Origin of the sequence: Marinomonas algicola (assembly GCF_014805825.1) — a bacterium.
In the GTDB taxonomy this organism is placed as follows: domain Bacteria; phylum Pseudomonadota; class Gammaproteobacteria; order Pseudomonadales; family Marinomonadaceae; genus Marinomonas; species Marinomonas algicola.
In genome coordinates this window covers 57,806-77,441 of record NZ_CP061942.1, presented here as the reverse complement: position 1 = coordinate 77,441, position 19,636 = coordinate 57,806, and the positions used below count along the sequence as shown (strand labels likewise).

The window sequence follows — 19,636 nt, the reverse complement described above, 5'->3', positions numbered from 1 at the left end:
GATAAAATCCTTTTATTGATCATTTTGAGTAAGTTGAGTATCGGCTTCAATAAAGTCGTAATTCAAACCAAAGCTTGGTAAAAGTGTCCCCATGCCATCCATCACACGGTAATTCGCTTTTAAAAATTCGTATTCGCTGCTGATCAAGTTTTGTGTGGCACTGTAGTACTCATTTTCAGTGTTTAGAAGATCGAGTAGGGTACGACGGCCAAGTGTAAACTGGTTGCGGTAACCCGTTAACGTGTCGTAGGTAAGTTTAATGTGCTGCTCAATGTAAGAAAGCTGTTGCTCGACGTAAGTCTTAGCATTCCAAGCATAGCGAAGGTTTTCAATCACTTGGCGGCGTGTATTGTCACGCACTTCGTTAGCCTCTTGATATTCGTGTTGCGTACGATCTTTATCGGCAGAGTCACGACCACCGCTGTACAGATTGTAGCTTAGACGAAGCATAGCTTGGAGGTTATGGTCTTTGCCTTCTACACCAGAAATGTCGTGATCAAATGTCTGTTCTACTACTAGATCCACACTAGGATAGTGAAAGCGACTGGCGGCTTTGTATTGATATTCAGTTTCTAGAACGTCGTTATTTGCTGTACGCAAAGTTGGGTGTTCGTTCAGTGCAAATTCTGTTGCTTCTTCCAGTGAGTCAGGCAATGTTTCTTGGAAAACAGGTTTAACCAACATATTGTCAGGGTCACGCCCCAGCACGCGGCGAAAACGTGCTTGCGCATCGAAATAGTTATTTTCAGCCGCAGCATAATTAGACTCAGCCAGAGCTAAACGCGCGCTGGCCTGGTCTACTTCAACTTGGTCACCAATACCTGCGTTGTTACGTTGTGTGATTTGCTCGAAAATTTGCTGATGGGTGCGCATATTTTCAAGGGCTAATTGACGAAACTCTTGTTCCTTCAAAAGATCGATATAGGACTCGATTGTTTCTAAAGCGATGTCATTAGCACTTGCAATGGCAGAAAATGCCTGAGCGTTGGTGCGGTATTCTTGACGCTTTACTTCATTAACGTCCCCGAAGCCATTGAACAAGTTTTGCGTTAAAGCAATGGATGCTTCCTTACGAGTGAGGCCTTCCCCTGTATTATCAATGCTCTGGTTATCGACTTCTTCATAACCAATACCTGCTTTTAAATCAATACTTGGTAGATAGCCGCTTTTAGAGCCGCGTAAATCAGATTGATATGAGTGATAGCGTTTTACTTCAGCTCTAAATTCAGGGTTATTGATAACAGCATCATTGACAGCTGACTCTAAGGTCATGCCAAAGCTAAAGGTAGAAAGGCTAAATAAAGGTAAAAATAGTGTATAAGATCTTAATCTTGTTAGCATAATTTTCCATTGCTCATTGTTATGGCTTGATTATTTGCTATTAGATAACAATTTTCATTAATTCAAAACTAAAAGATACATTTTAAGATTCAAGATGCAACTTTTGCCTAATGTTTCCTTAGTCTGCTGCTGTAAATTCTTAGCGATTGAAAAGTTACTCGCGAATTCAACTCCGAAGTTCACCACTCTCTAAATTACGCTGCACTTCGTAGTTTATCGAATACGACCGCAGGTTGTCTATAGCCAAGACACTTTCTTGGTCTAAGGTTTAGCGACCTTTGCACCTTCGCAATCTCTTCATCGGTCACCGTTCTGAGGTCCGTTCCCTTAGGGATATATTGTCTCAGCAGGCCGTTAAAGTTTTCATTTAAACCACGCTCCCAAGAGGCGTAGGGGTTAGCAAAATATACGTCGGTCTTGAGTTTCTGGGCGATACTTTCGTGAGCACAGAACTCTGTTCCGTTATCTGCGGTAATCGTATGTACGTGACGTCGATAACGCCACAGCATAACACCAACGGCTCGACAGACATCTTCAGCACTTTTCTTGGGCACTTTTCGGATTAAGTACATTTTGCTCTTTCGCTCAACCAAGCTAACAATCGCTCCAGTGCCTTGTTTACCTAAAACGGTATCAACCTCCCAGTCGCCAAAACGTTGTTTGGTATCCACTATCTCTGGGCGTTCTTCGATGCCAATTCGATTAGGAATAATGACCCGTTTGGCGCGGCTTCCTTTGCGGTATCGTCTGCCGTTATGTCGTAAATGCTTATAGAGCTTACCGCCTCGGCGTTTGTCTCTATGCACATAACCATAAACCCATTCATGGCTAACAGGTAATCCTACTAGGCGGCTTACGCCTGATATTTGTTCAGGGCTCCACTTGAGGGATAAGCCAAACTCAACATAGTTGATAGTTTTCTGTGAGATCTGACTTTTAGCAGCACAGTGTCGTCTATGTTGGGCTCGCCGCTGCGCAACGTTTGGCTCGTAAATGCCATTGATGGTATGCCGTCTCAACTCTCGGCTGATACTGGAATTGCTAACATTGAGTCGTCTGCCGATCTCTCTATAACTTAAATGTTGGCTCAGATAGGCTTGAATCTGGTATCGTTGTCCTTCGATCAACTGCTTGTAGCTCATGGTAATACTCTAATTGTTTGGCGACGTTAGAATACCACCTATGGGCAGTTGATCTCTCGCCACCTACTCAACCATGAGTGGTGCACTTATTATCTGAATTTGCGCTGATTGAATTTTATCTTTTCAGTTTAATTCTAGAAAGTCATGTAAATTTACATATCCTTTTGTGTCATTTCGTATTTAATTTTAAATACTGTCCATGAGTACAGTGTTCTGCCAGAATAAGTTGATATATTCTTCTGAGCAAATATTTTGAGAAACTGAAGGAAGCTTGTTATGGCTGTAGCAGCAGGAAGAATCATCGGTATTAATGGCGATGTGCTAGTTCTAGACACTGAAACACAAGAGGTTAGAGCGGTACAAGAAGGATCGGAAATTTATCTGAATGAAGTCATTATCACTCAAGAAGAAGCAACTGTTGCAGTTGAAACGATCGATGGTAATACCATTACGTTAGGTGGTGATACGCAGTTTGTTCTAAGCAACGACGTTGTCCCTCTGCAAGGCCTTGAAAGTTTACCTAACGAGCTTGTAGGACGCTTTGAGTCGCTACAGCGAGCAATTATTGATGGGCAGTTCGAAAGTGCTGACGGTACACAAATCACGTTAGCTGCAGACCAGCAACAAGTTATCCAAGCTCAAGCCGAAGTCATCAATCAGTCTAATCAAACTGATGAGGAGCTCAGTTCTTCTAGCCAAACTGGTGTAGAAGAACAGCGTACCGCAGGCGAAGGTGAAGTCACCGCGGGTTACGTCACTGAGACTCGCGATGTCGAGACAGAAGTCGATGCTCAGCAAACGGTCGATGAAACACCTCAATTAATCATTCCAGAGCCAGAGCCAGAGCCAGAGCCAGAACCAGAACCAGAACCAGAACCAGAACCAGAACCAGAGCCAGAGCCAGAGCCAGAGCCAGAGCCAGAGCCAGAGCCAGAGCCAGAGCCAGAGCCAGAGCCAGAGCCAGAGCCAGAGCCAGAGCCAGAGCCAGAGCCAGAGCCAGAGCCAGAGCCAGAGCCAGAGCCAGAGCCAGAGCCAGAGCCAGAACTGGAGCCACCAACGCCTACGCCTACGCCAACACCAACACCGCGCACGTTGATTAAAATTGTTGCAGCGGAAGCTGATGGCACACCACTTAAAGATGGCGATGGAAACTATATTCAGGTTAATGAGATGCCTGAAGGCGGTGAGGTTTACTATGTTGCCTTAGCGTTTTCACCAAACACTAGAGTGTTTAATGATGACTCTCGTCTAGACTCGCAGGTAGGTACCGTTGACTTTACGTTTACGGACGATTCTGCGACTCGTAATACCGAAGGCGATGCGTCAGAGGGTTCTAATGACTTTTTACCTCAGTCTTCTTTGACGTCTATTGAATTGGGAACGGCCGTCTCTGCAGAAGCGTTGGATGACTATTTGTCTGATAATGGTGAAACCTACACAGTTACCATTGATAACTATCAGGCAAGTGCAACAAGCTCCTATCGAGCGGTTTCGATTGTCAATGATAATGTAGAAACAACAATAACTGATAACCCAGCTAAAATTGACCAGCCGGATACCAGTACTGATCCAGATGATCCAAGCTCGGGTAGTTACGGCCCAGAAGATACGATCTATGCCATTATCGAAGGTCCTGCACAGGTTAACGAAGGTGATGCTACAACCGTTTATACGGTGAAATTGGTTGATAAAGATGGCAATCCAGTCACGGTGACAACCGATACAGATATCACGGTTACCTATAGAAATGATACGACCGAAGATGGTGATACGGTCTATGACGACGGTGATACGATCACTGTGACCATCCCTAATGGTGGTTCAAGTAATACCTTTACAGTTCAAACGGTTGATGATCCTTATAAAGATAACGGTGAAGAATACAACCTGACGATTACCGATATTGAAGAGACTGGTGAGTTTGAAAACATCGCCATTGGTGATATCAATGGTAATTACACCAGTGTTACCACAGAAATTTTGGATGATACCACTCCCGGTACAGAAACTGACAGCGATCCAGTTCGTATAGTATTGGTTGCGGTAGACAGCGCGACTACGACGATTGCTGATCTGGTTGATGGAGACGGTAAGCTTGTTTTTGATGCCGATAATAGCACGCCAGAAGGTGATGCTTTGTACTACATTCCTGTGGCAATTGATGCAAACGACAAACCATTAACAATACAGGATGGCACAGTCACATTTACGTACGGTAGCACAGCTGACGCGGGTGATCAGGATGCTGTGGGTGATGACAGTTCGGTTACGGATGCTGACTATGATGACACGGTCGTTACCTCAGCAACTGTAGGTCAAGTTTTCAAAGTTGATGCGAACGATGATTACTTTGCTGAAGGTGATGAAACCTTTACAGTGACCATCAGTAATGTCACAGGCAGCTCTTATGAGACACCGTCTATCGACACCAATCATGATATGGTGACGTCAACTATTAGTGATAACCCAGCACAAGATTCAGACAACTCCGGCACGCCAACGGAACCGACTAATCCAACCGATCCGACGGATACACCTAGTTATGGTGCTGAAGATAGTGTGTATGTACGCATTATCGATAGTGATGTAACACCTGAAGGCGATGTTCTGACGCATAAGGTGCAGCTTGTGGATGCATACGGACAAGCGGTTATTGTGCCTGCCGATGAGATCATTACTGTAACGTTAACTTATACTGGAACTCAAACGTTACCAAATACAGATAGTGCGGCGGAAGTAAATGATTACACAGCCACGACTACAGTTGAAATCCTTGGTGGAACGAGTGAAACCTCCTTTACTAATACAGCTACAGATGATTATTTCGCTGAGGGCATTGAAGAATACACAGCTACTGTAGCGACAGCTGTTCAAGCCAATGATAGCTTTGAAAATGTAACTATTGATGCAAACTTTGATCATGTAACAGGGCAAATCACAGATAACCCATCAAGTACAGAAGAAACTGATGATAATCCAGGTAGTGATGATCCAAGCTCGGGTAGTTACGGCCCAGAAGATACGATTTATGCCATTATCGAAGGTCCTGCACAGGTTAATGAGGGTGATGCTACAACTGTTTATACGGTGAAACTGGTTGATAAAGATGGCAATCCTGTCACGGTGACAACCGATACAGATATCACGGTTACCTATAGAAATGATACGACCGAAGATGGTGATACGGTCTATGACGACGGTGATACGATCACTGTGACCATCCCTAATGGTGGTTCAAGTAATACCTTTACAGTTCAAACGGTTGATGATCCTTATAAAGATAACGGTGAAGAATACAACCTGACGATTACCGATATTGAAGAGACTGGTGAGTTTGAAAACATCGCCATTGGTGATATCAATGGTAATTACACCAGTGTTACCACAGAAATTTTGGATGATACCACTCCCGGTACAGAAACTGACAGCGATCCAGTTCGTATAGTATTGGTTGCGGTAGACAGCGCGACTACGACGATTGCTGATCTGGTTGATGGAGACGGTAAGCTTGTTTTTGATGCCGATAATAGCACGCCAGAAGGTGATGCTTTGTACTACATTCCTGTGGCAATTGATGCAAACGACAAACCATTAACAATACAGGATGGCACAGTCACATTTACGTACGGTAGCACAGCTGACGCGGGTGATCAGGATGCTGTGGGTGATGACAGTTCGGTTACGGATGCTGACTATGATGACACGGTCGTTACCTCAGCAACTGTAGGTCAAGTTTTCAAAGTTGATGCGAACGATGATTACTTTGCTGAAGGTGATGAAACCTTTACAGTGACCATCAGTAATGTCACAGGCAGCTCTTATGAGACACCGTCTATCGACACCAATCATGATATGGTGACGTCAACTATTAGTGATAACCCAGCACAAGATTCAGACAACTCCGGCACGCCAACGGAACCGACTAATCCAACCGATCCGACGGATACACCTAGTTATGGTGCTGAAGATAGTGTGTATGTACGCATTATCGATAGTGATGTAACACCTGAAGGCGATGTTCTGACGCATAAGGTGCAGCTTGTGGATGCATACGGACAAGCGGTTATTGTGCCTGCCGATGAGATCATTACTGTAACGTTAACTTATACTGGAACTCAAACGTTACCAAATACAGATAGTGCGGCGGAAGTAAATGATTACACAGCCACGACTACAGTTGAAATCCTTGGTGGAACGAGTGAAACCTCCTTTACTAATACAGCTACAGATGATTATTTCGCTGAGGGCATTGAAGAATACACAGCTACTGTAGCGACAGCTGTTCAAGCCAATGATAGCTTTGAAAATGTAACTATTGATGCAAACTTTGATCATGTAACAGGGCAAATCACAGATAACCCATCAAGTACAGAAGAAACTGATGATAATCCAGGTAGTGATGATCCAAGCTCGGGTAGTTACGGCCCAGAAGATACGATTTATGCCATTATCGAAGGTCCTGCACAGGTTAATGAGGGTGATGCTACAACTGTTTATACGGTGAAACTGGTTGATAAAGATGGCAATCCTGTCACGGTGACAACCGATACAGATATCACGGTTACCTATAGAAATGATACGACCGAAGATGGTGATACGGTCTATGACGACGGTGATACGATCACTGTGACCATCCCTAATGGTGGTTCAAGTAATACCTTTACAGTTCAAACGGTTGATGATCCTTATAAAGATAACGGTGAAGAATACAACCTGACGATTACCGATATTGAAGAGACTGGTGAGTTTGAAAACATCGCCATTGGTGATATCAATGGTAATTACACCAGTGTTACCACAGAAATTTTGGATGATACCACTCCCGGTACAGAAACTGACAGCGATCCAGTTCGTATAGTATTGGTTGCGGTAGACAGCGCGACTACGACGATTGCTGATCTGGTTGATGGAGACGGTAAGCTTGTTTTTGATGCCGATAATAGCACGCCAGAAGGTGATGCTTTGTACTACATTCCTGTGGCAATTGATGCAAACGACAAACCATTAACAATACAGGATGGCACAGTCACACTTACGTACGGTAGCACAGCTGACGCGGGTGATCAGGATGCTGTGGGTGATGACAGTTCGGTTACGGATGCTGACTATGATGACACGGTCGTTACCTCAGCAACTGTAGGTCAAGTTTTCAAAGTTGATGCGAACGATGATTACTTTGCTGAAGGTGATGAAACCTTTACAGTGACCATCAGTAATGTCACAGGCAGCTCTTATGAGACACCGTCTATCGACACCAATCATGATATGGTGACGTCAACTATTAGTGATAACCCAGCACAAGATTCAGACAACTCCGGCACGCCAACGGAACCGACTAATCCAACCGATCCGACGGATACACCTAGTTATGGTGCTGAAGATAGTGTGTATGTACGCATTATCGATAGTGATGTAACACCTGAAGGCGATGTTCTGACGCATAAGGTGCAGCTTGTGGATGCATACGGACAAGCGGTTATTGTGCCTGCCGATGAGATCATTACTGTAACGTTAACTTATACTGGAACTCAAACGTTACCAAATACAGATAGTGCGGCGGAAGTAAATGATTACACAGCCACGACTACAGTTGAAATCCTTGGTGGAACGAGTGAAACCTCCTTTACTAATACAGCTACAGATGATTATTTCGCTGAGGGCATTGAAGAATACACAGCTACTGTAGCGACAGCTGTTCAAGCCAATGATAGCTTTGAAAATGTAACTATTGATGCAAACTTTGATCATGTAACAGGGCAAATCACAGATAACCCATCAAGTACAGAAGAAACTGATGATAATCCAGGTAGTGATGATCCAAGCTCGGGTAGTTACGGCCCAGAAGATACGATTTATGCCATTATCGAAGGTCCTGCACAGGTTAATGAGGGTGATGCTACAACTGTTTATACGGTGAAACTGGTTGATAAAGATGGCAATCCTGTCACGGTGACAACCGATACAGATATCACGGTTACCTATAGAAATGATACGACCGAAGATGGTGATACGGTCTATGACGACGGTGATACGATCACTGTGACCATCCCTAATGGTGGTTCAAGTAATACCTTTACAGTTCAAACGGTTGATGATCCTTATAAAGATAACGGTGAAGAATACAACCTGACGATTACCGATATTGAAGAGACTGGTGAGTTTGAAAACATCGCCATTGGTGATATCAATGGTAATTACACCAGTGTTACCACAGAAATTTTGGATGATACCACTCCCGGTACAGAAACTGACAGCGATCCAGTTCGTATAGTATTGGTTGCGGTAGACAGCGCGACTACGACGATTGCTGATCTGGTTGATGGAGACGGTAAGCTTGTTTTTGATGCCGATAATAGCACGCCAGAAGGTGATGCTTTGTACTACATTCCTGTGGCAATTGATGCAAACGACAAACCATTAACAATACAGGATGGCACAGTCACACTTACGTACGGTAGCACAGCTGACGCGGGTGATCAGGATGCTGTGGGTGATGACAGTTCGGTTACGGATGCTGACTATGATGACACGGTCGTTACCTCAGCAACTGTAGGTCAAGTTTTCAAAGTTGATGCGAACGATGATTACTTTGCTGAAGGTGATGAAACCTTTACAGTGACTATCAGTAATGTCACAGGCAGCTCTTATGAGACACCGTCTATCGACACCAATCATGATATGGTGACGTCAACTATTAGCGATAACCCGGCTAAAATTGATCAGCCGGATACCAGTACTGATCCAGATGATCCAAGCTCGGGTAGTTACGGCCCAGAAGATACGATTTATGCCATTATCGAAGGTCCTGCACAGGTTAACGAAGGTGATGCTACAACCGTTTATACGGTGAAATTGGTTGATAAAGATGGCAATCCAGTCACGGTGACAACCGATACAGATATCACGGTTACCTATAGAAATGATACGACCGAAGATGGTGATACGGTCTATGACGACGGTGATACGATCACTGTGACCATCCCTAATGGTGGTTCAAGTAATACCTTTACAGTTCAAACGGTTGATGATCCTTATAAAGATAACGGTGAAGAATACAACCTGACGATTACCGATATTGAAGAGACTGGTGAGTTTGAAAACATCGCCATTGGTGATATCAATGGTAATTACACCAGTGTTACCACAGAAATTTTGGATGATACCACTCCCGGTACAGAAACTGACAGCGATCCAGTTCGTATAGTATTGGTTGCGGTAGACAGCGCGACTACGACGATTGCTGATCTGGTTGATGGAGACGGTAAGCTTGTTTTTGATGCCGATAATAGCACGCCAGAAGGTGATGCTTTGTACTACATTCCTGTGGCAATTGATGCAAACGACAAACCATTAACAATACAGGATGGCACAGTCACACTTACGTACGGTAGCACAGCTGACGCGGGTGATCAGGATGCTGTGGGTGATGACAGTTCGGTTACGGATGCTGACTATGATGACACGGTCGTTACCTCAGCAACTGTAGGTCAAGTTTTCAAAGTTGATGCGAACGATGATTACTTTGCTGAAGGTGATGAAACCTTTACAGTGACTATCAGTAATGTCACAGGCTGCTCTTATGAGACACCGTCTATCGACACCAATCATGATATGGTGACGTCAACTATTAGCGATAACCCGGCTAAAATTGATCAGCCGGATACCAGTACTGATCCAGATGATCCAAGCTCGGGTAGTTACGGCCCAGAAGATACGATTTATGCCATTATCGAAGGTCCTGCACAGGTTAACGAAGGTGATGCTACAACCGTTTATACGGTGAAATTGGTTGATAAAGATGGCAATCCAGTCACGGTGACAACCGATACAGATATCACGGTTACCTATAGAAATGATACGACCGAAGATGGTGATACGGTCTATGACGACGGTGATACGATCACTGTGACCATCCCTAATGGTGGTTCAAGTAATACCTTTACAGTTCAAACGGTTGATGATCCTTATAAAGATAACGGTGAAGAATACAACCTGACGATTACCGATATTGAAGAGACTGGTGAGTTTGAAAACATCGCCATTGGTGATATCAATGGTAATTACACCAGTGTTACCACAGAAATTTTGGATGATACCACTCCCGGTACAGAAACTGACAGCGATCCAGTTCGTATAGTATTGGTTGCGGTAGACAGCGCGACTACGACGATTGCTGATCTGGTTGATGGAGACGGTAAGCTTGTTTTTGATGCCGATAATAGCACGCCAGAAGGTGATGCTTTGTACTACATTCCTGTGGCAATTGATGCAAACGACAAACCATTAACAATACAGGATGGCACAGTCACATTTACGTACGGTAGCACAGCTGACGCGGGTGATCAGGATGCTGTGGGTGATGACAGTTCGGTTACGGATGCTGACTATGATGACACGGTCGTTACCTCAGCAACTGTAGGTCAAGTTTTCAAAGTTGATGCGAACGATGATTACTTTGCTGAAGGTGATGAAACCTTTACAGTGACCATCAGTAATGTCACAGGCAGCTCTTATGAGACACCGTCTATCGACACCAATCATGATATGGTGACGTCAACTATTAGTGATAATCCAGATAAAATTGATCAGCCGGATACCAGTACTGATCCAGATGATCCAAGCTCAGGCAGTTATGGTCCAGAAGATACGGTTTATGCATTCATAACCGGTAGTTCTGAAGTCAATGAAGGTAGTGATGCCTCATATACCATCACATTAAAAGATAGTGAAGGTGCTAACGTTAAAGTAACCAGCCCGATCACTGTGACTGTTACTTTTACCGACAGTGGTGCGGAGAGTGGTGATTACGTTGATACAAGTAATAATCCACTTAGCGGACAAACTCTGGATATTATAATTAATCCAGAAGGAGGTGGTGCAAATGGCTACAGTGCTACTTTTGACATCACAGCCATTAATGACTTTGTTGCTGAGTACGTTGCGTCTGGAGTAGGTCAAGATTTAGAAGACTATACTGTGTCGATCACGGGCTTTTCTAATACGGATCAGTTCGAGAATATTGTAGTGGACAACACCAATAGCTCGGTAACTACGCAGATAAAAGATGTTATTTCTTTAGGTACGCCTGATAGCGCTTATGTGGATGAAAGCGACTTTAGTTCAACTGCTAGCGAGCTTACTGGTAAGTTATGGGATGATCAGGGGGTAGCCGATCCGCAGGGGGATAGTAGTAGTGGCTTATCAACAGGACTGGGTATTGTTACATCGGATGCAAACTATAATAACTACTCTTTAATCTTCGATGGTAATAATCCGATAGCGGATGTTGGCGGTACTATAAAGTCTAGTGGTATTGAACTAGCTTATGACTTCACTCAGGCGGGTAAAGTGATTGGCTATTTATCCACGGGTAATGCTATCGATGATAAGGTTTTTGAAATCGAACTTAACAAAGAGAGTAATGGTGGAGCTGACGATGTCTATGTCTACACCCAATATCAGAATATTGATCATCCAATAGTCGATTCAGATGACTCACTTACGATCAGTATTGGTTTTCAAGTAATCGACGCTAATGGTGATACTTCTACCGCTAAGACGCTAAATATTAGAGTTAATGACTCTTTGCCTGAGGCTGGTAATAAGTCAGTAACAATGGACGAAGATACATTAGCAACGGATTCTGACGCAACATTCTGGTTGTCCAATGAAGACTTCAAAGATGGTCAAATTACCATCAATAACGGTGCAGGTGATCAGCTCCTTCAGGCTAACGATACGATTAACTTATACGACTCTAATGATTCTGACCACTCAAATGCCATTGGTGTTTTAACGAACAATGGTGACGGTTCGCTAACCTTTGTGCCAAGCGCAAATTACAGCGGCAAACCAGATTTTACGTATACCGTGACCGATAACGATGGTGATACGGCGACTGGTACAGTAAATATTACCGTGACTCCTGTAACAGATAAGCCACTTGGGTCCGATGTTAACATCAAGATTGTCGAAGATGATGCTAATATTCAGGAGGGCAGCTACTCGGTGGACCTAGGACTGAGTTTGCCAACATCCGGCGATGCAACAGATCAAACGGCAGATGATAGCGAGAACGATGAGCCGGAGCGCTTTGGTTTCATTACTCTTTCTGATATTCCGGATGGTGTAATTATAGAAAAAGCCGATGGAACGGATTTGTTTACAGCAGGGGCTGGAGCAGGCAATTCATTTACTATCTATATAAATGATGTTGCACAATTTCATCATACCGGTATCGATGCTGTTAATGCAGATTTATCGCTTTCTCAGACTGAATTTGAAGGTCTGAAGTTTATCCATGTTGAAGATGATGCCACTAACTTCACAATCAAACAGAGCGTTACCGCTTTTGAAGTAGATGACGCTGGTGCAATTCAAAGTGGCGTCGAGGGTGTTACTAAAGAAGTTGATATTAATATCGATATCCTAGCCGCGACCGATCCTGTAACACTTGTCTTTGATGATGGTGATGCATCACCTGGTGATGGTGATGTTGAAGATAATGAAGCAGGTGATGACAACAAAGTGTACTTACAAACAATGGATGAAGACACTTGGTTTGATATCGACGATATTCTGCGTGAAACCGTCAATGATAACGACACGTCTGAGACCTACAGCATCAAACTAACTGGTTTGCCAGAAGGCTCAACCATCAAAGTGGGCAGTAGTGAGCATAGCATTACAGCTTCCGAAGCGAACAATGGCTACACGTTTGAATTATCAGGTAAAGAAATTCCAAACCTTGAATTTAAACCGCCACAAAACTTTAGTGGTGATATTAAAGGCATCGGCATCCAGCTGATTGCCCACGACGATGATACGGATTCAAGTCACAGCGATGCTTCAGAAACAGGTACAACGGCGACTGATAATACAACCATTTATGATACCTATGATCAGGTGACACTGAATCTCTACGTTAGCCCAGATGCAGATGATGTAAATCTACCTGACCGCAGCACTCAGGAAGACACTGCAGTAAAAGCTTTCTCGGGGCTCGCTTTAAAAGATACAGATGGTTCAGAAAGTATTACTCAAGTGGCCATCAAAGGTCTTCCAGCGGGTTGGGTGCTGACAGATCATAATGGAAATGTTGTGTTGACGGGTAATGGTACGGATGACTACACCGTTGACGTGACAAATGTCGGCTTAGCGAATTTTAAAAATTACACACTTACTCCACCAGCTCACAGTAGCTCAGATATTGATTTGTCAGTAGATGTCACCGTGAAGGATTCAGTTGCGACGTCTTCGGGCGATGTAACTTATACCACGGATACTGACACTTTTAGTCATACGTTAAAAATTGCTGTTACACCGATTGCAGAAGTTACTAATAGCGATGGCACAGTAGAAGATGCAACTGATACTGACGGTGACAATACTTCTGACTTAACCATTAACCCTGACCATGCTTATGGGGCAAGTCCGTTGGAAGATGGTGATAATGGTACAGAGACACCTGTCTGGTTTGCACTCGGAACAAACAATGGTTTTAACCTGAGGGATGGCTGGACGAACCAAGATGATACAGATTTAGAATATAATTCGAGTAGTCATACACAGACAAACTCTGAACAAACCTTTGCTTTGCTCACCTTTATGGATAGCAGTAATAACCCTATTACTGGCTCTCAATACCGTTACCATGATGGTAATAGTTGGGTGGAACTGACTGATACCAGTGGGCGAGTGGAGGTGCCAGTTGAGTACTTGGATACTCTGGAGTTTATTGCGCCATCTAACTTGTCTGGAGATCACAAAATTCTAGTGGAGGCGAAAACCGTCGATCACGATGAAGACAATCCAAGTACGCAAAATACCCAAATTAGCGGTGAGTCTTACCTAACCTTTACCATTGATCCAGTGGCGGATGATGTCACCGTTGCGATCAAACAGTCATTCGGAAACGAGGATGCTGGGCGTAATGCGGATGGCACGGCGGATGATGCAAGTGCTGCTAACGGTATTGATTTAAACGTGAAAGTCACCACAGAAGATGATGATAGCTCCGAGTCGCAGACGATTATCTTAAGCAAAATCCCTGATGGTGCAGCCGTTTACTACGATGGCAAGTTGTATGAAAAAGGGGATGGCGCTTATGAAAATGGTACCGCTGATAACAATGGACAGTGGAATGACAATGACTACCGAGTCACACCAGCTGATACAAATACTGGCGATGGCACATGGGAGTTGACCATTGATAACTTTGATAACGACGCTAACTTCAAATACATTCCTGTTTATAACGATAACAGCGATGTTGATTTATTGATGGACGCATACTCTGTTGATGGTAGTAACAGTAACACCAGTACCACTGCAGAAGATCTTGCGATTAACGTAAAAGTGCAGGGGGTCGCCGATACGCCGACCCATGACGCAACGGATACAGTTTCTCTAACAGATAGTAACGGCCTGTCCCATGACTACAACGCCATTGTGCACGAAGGTACTGCCAGTGTTTCGTTACAGGATTTGTTTGTTAATGATCAACCAAACTTTAGCTCTGCAGACATCGCTGGTGGTTATGGCTCAGAAGATTTGTTTGTCACGATTAAGCTTACTCAAGATCAAGTGGATGCAGGTTTTGGTATCAGTGGCTCAGGCGTTACTCAAGTTATGGCAACAGAGTGGATTGTTGAATCCGCGAACTTTGATAATGCCAACCTAGATATCCCTACAAACTTTAACGGCACGGTTGGTTTTAACTTAGACCTGCAAACGGTTGAAAACGATGACTTGAGCGGCAATACCCAAGGGGATTCAGATAAAGTTAATATCGCTCTATCTGTACTTGTTACACCTGAAGCTGAAGGCACGGTCAATAACAGCGCAACCCAAAGTGAAGATACAGATCAAATTTTAGATTTCACTTTCTCTGGTAATGGTGGTCCGAATGAGCAATTAACAGGTGTATGGATCAATACGGAGTCTATTCCGGAAGGTATTGAACTCATTACGCAAAACCATGGAACACTAACACAAACAAGTGCTGGTTCAGCGCAATGGGTGCAACTTGACGTCGCGAATAATACCGTTGAGCAAGTGACAGCGCGCTTCCAAGACAGCCGTCACGACGGCGATGAAGATTACACCTTCGACTTCCGCTATACCGTATCGGACAGCACGCCAGCGGGGGATCATCCGTATACAGACACGACGCCAACAGGCAATAGTTATGATGCAGCGTCTACAGATTACGTGTCGGCGACTTACAACGTCACAGTCAATGCCGTGACGGATGCCGCGACCCTAAATCTAGGCGCCATTACTGATGTAGATGGAGATGGCAATAGTGACCTGACCTATGATGCGGCAACAAGTACAGTAACCGTTACCGATAACACGATCTTCGAAGTACCTTTCACGCTTATTGCTAATGATATGATCGGCGAAGGGAGTTCTGGCAACGGTCAGGATATCGATGGCTCAGAAACGATTAAACAAACCGTTGAGCTATTTGGTGTACCAGAGGGTATTGATATCTTAGGGGGCACTTACCTTGGTGATATCACTGATGCCGACGGCAACGCCGTACATACAGGGCGCTGGCGTGTAGATATCAGTGATGATCTGATCATTGATAGTGCGTCAGGTGAAACAAACAGTATTCGCTTTATCGTTGATCGTGCAACTTATACTGATATCGATCAAATAGTGACTATTCGCGTAAGCCATCAAGATACGGATGCTGATGTGCTATCAAATGATGTTACTTTCAGGCTTGCGATCGATGGCGATACATTTGCGGGCAGTGGCCCTGCGCCAACCGATCCAATGGATCTTGTTGTTACGCTTAATGATGTAGATTTTACGGAAGATACTCCACGTAACTTAGATGAATTGGTATCTGTAACGGATGGTGCTACATCAGGAGATAGCAGTAAATATACGATTACGATCAAAAATCTTGAAGGTGCTTCTTTATCTGGTGCTGAGTATGTCGACGAGGACGGTGGATACTACACATTATCAGGTGAAGGTGACGTGAATGCTGTGATTGCTTCGCTAGAGCAGCTAACATTGACGCCGAATAGTAATGAGAATATTAACTCTTCAACTTCAGCGGACTTCGATATTGCTATTACGACCTATGGTCTAAATGAACACCATAGTTACCCAATTGATAATGCTACTTTTGATATTGCCCCAGTAACGGATGAGAGTACCCTATCCATCACTGAGCCAGCAATTCTTGAGGATACAGCAACCGATTTTGTGATTAATTTAGCGAATGATGCCGATAATCCACGTCAGTTGCTTATTGATGGGAAACTGTATATCCAAGTGACTCAGACAGCTAGCTCTAATGTCGGTGACTTAGGAACATTTACGCTAAACGGTAGTTCTTTACCGAGCACTATTAACTTTACAGCGGGTCAATTGACAGATGGTCAAATACCTGCGAATGAACTACCAGCAGGTGATTATATTGTAATCGATGGCGCAAGCTTTGGTAACAGCATTACTATCACTTATACACCGCCAGCGAATCAGCACGGTAATGAAGTGAGCATTAAGGCTTGGGCGTTAACGCAAGAAGATCCTCAATCCTCCGGCTACAGCACGGCTACTTGGCTTACATCGAGTGAAGTCACCGCGACAGTACAAGCGGTAAACGATGGGCTTACTAATGCGGATCCGACGATGACCGGTGATGAGGATGGCATAGCTCTACTAGATTTAGGTGACAACGTCGCGCTTGCTGATGCAAATAGTGAAAATATTACCTCTGCAACGTTAACGGGCGTACCGCTGGGTTACGAGGTATTGCTAAATGGTGTCGTGCAAACGGGTACTATATCGGGTGTGGACGCAAATGGAGATTACCTATACGACTATATTCTTAATGTCGCCTCTATCACTGATCTAGAAACCATTGGTATTCAGCGCACTGCGGCAGTAGAGCATTTCTCGGGTACGATTGAGGTGGGTTTAGCAATTACTTCTGGTGAGTCTGGTATGGAGACCGCACAGTCCTGGCCTAATTTCCAAGTAAGCTTCAATCCGGTAGCGGATGACTTACTAAATATGGAAGCCACTAAAACCTTCGGCGATGAATACACGTGGGTAGCACTGAATTTGAACGCCAACGTCGCGGATACCGATGGCTCCGAAACATTAATGGTAACGTTCGAAGGTGTAGCAACAGCCTTAGACGATACTGCATTGTTCCGCTTAAATGGCACCTTGCTAGATGCACCTCAAGCGAACTTTGGTAGTGGTAAGTGGGTCATTACGGATGTGCCTTATGACCAGATCGGTAATATTGAAATGCTATACCACTCGTTTAATGACGATGTGAACGTAACGGTGCAAACAGTGGACAGCGCAACAGGACTACCGACCAGTACTTTGACTTCTGGATCGACTGATACCTTTAACTTACGCTTAGACGAAAGCCAAACAATTACCACAGGTGATGAAGATAACAACATTGTTGTGAGTGCGACCAGCGGTGCGACCATAGACTCTGGTGCCGGTAATGATACCATTGTCGGTGGTGCAGGGGATGATACAGCTGTATACGGTTCAGATATTACCGCTTATCAAATGAGCTACGATGCCAGCTCAGGAGAACTAACAATCTCAGGGGCAGAAGGTATAGATACGCTTATCAACGTAGAGCAACTAACGTTTAACGGCGAGACCTACACCCTAGAACTGGGCAGCAACAATGATGACACGATCAACGTGGCAGGTAGTGGACGTTACCTGATCATTGCCGGAGCTGGAAGTGACAACATCACAGCAGACGCTGATGATTATGTTGTCTCTGGTCCTGCTAGTAGCTTGACGACGCCTGTGTTATTCAGTTCGCTGGATACGGCAGATAACTCGGAAGAGACTCCTAATAATGGCATCATTATCGATGGTATTATCGAAGGCATGTACTACGAAACCTCCTCAGGTATGACGGGTTACACAGATGCTCAAGGTGGCTTTAGTTACCAGAACGGTGACAGCGTTACCTTTAGTGTGGGTGGTGTATTGATCGGTACCGCGATGGCAGACGACCTGGCGCGTGGCAATGTCTTCTTGCAGGACCTTGCGGACGTATCTCGTACTGACCTATCTAACGACTACGTACAGAAAATGGCTGTGTTCCTACAGTCACTGGACAGCGAAGGCAACACCGCTGGTGGTATTCAAATCTCTGCTGCATCACGCGATGCCCTTGCTTCGACTTCGTTGAACTTAAACTCAGCGAGCATGGATGACGTTAATAATCTATTGGTTAATCAAGGTTTTACGCCAGTAGAGCTTATGACGGCAATGGAGCACGTCCAAGACATGCTGGTCAACTACACCGAGCTTGACGAGGAAGATTTCGGTGATGCCCTAGACGAATTTATCGTAGCCGAAGAAACACTAGAGCAGGCTCTTGAAGAGACGGCAGGAGAAGAGGTTGTTGAGTCTGATGAAGTTGAAGTAATCGACGAAACATTGATAGAAGATGACATCGAAGGCGCTCAGGTTGTCGATACAGATGTGGTCGAAGAAACAGAAAGTGATGGCAACAACGGTAATGTTGATGAAAACATCACCGAAGTCGAAGATGTGCTTTCACAACCAGCCGACGCTGAAGATGAGTTAGAACAAATCGAAGAAGTTGTTGGATCTGACTTGGCAACAGATTCAGAAGAGCCGGAAACTGACGAAGTGGTTGAGACAGATGTAGTCCCTGAAGTGGGAGAGGTTGCTATGGACAATAACGACCTTCTAACCGACCGCAGCTTGATGTTTGATGCTCCTGAGACTGAGACTGAGACTGAGACTGAAACTGAGACTGCTGAAGAAGAGAGCTTTGATAGCTTACTGACTGACGACGCCATTATCATCGAAGACAACGCCTTCGACGAAGAAGATTCTGAAACAGGGCCAGAAGACGAACTTCCAGCAGAAGAAGAAATCTTCGAACCCGAGTCAGAAGAAGTGCCGTTGTCAGAGCCAACAACTGAGCAACCAGCTGAAGAGCAGGAAAGTGCAGCTGAGCCAGCATCTTCGAGCGACAGTGTTGTTATCTTGGAGAACCCAGATATTCAACCTGTTCAAGAACAAAGTCATAGCGATTTTTAGTCTTACTAATATTGTGAGTCAAAATATTTAAATTCCCTCCGGTAATAAGAGCTTTATATTAT

3 protein-coding genes are annotated in these 19,636 nt (G+C 44.4%); 1 reads left to right on the top strand and 2 read right to left on the bottom strand.

The genetic code is table 11. The features are described 5' to 3' along the window. Positions 1-12: 12 nt before the first annotated feature. Together IEZ33_RS20220 and IEZ33_RS20215 are read right to left on the bottom strand one after the other, a co-directional pair. Positions 13-1,341 (bottom strand): TolC family outer membrane protein, encoded by a 1,329-nt coding sequence (locus IEZ33_RS20220; RefSeq protein WP_191603725.1) that lies wholly within the window; start codon positions 1,339-1,341, stop codon positions 13-15. Positions 1,342-1,535: 194 nt separating this feature from the next. Further along, complete coding sequence (locus IEZ33_RS20215) at positions 1,536-2,483, bottom strand: IS30 family transposase (RefSeq protein ID WP_191603724.1); 948 nt, start codon at positions 2,481-2,483, stop codon at positions 1,536-1,538. 276 nt (positions 2,484-2,759) lie between these two features. Here IEZ33_RS20215 and IEZ33_RS20210 point away from each other — a divergent pair, with 276 nt between their 5' ends. Beyond that, positions 2,760-19,574 carry an Ig-like domain-containing protein gene (locus IEZ33_RS20210; protein ID WP_191603806.1) on the top strand — a complete coding sequence of 5,605 codons (16,815 nt, stop codon included), beginning with the start codon at positions 2,760-2,762 and terminating at the stop codon, positions 19,572-19,574. Positions 19,575-19,636: the final 62 nt, after the last annotated feature.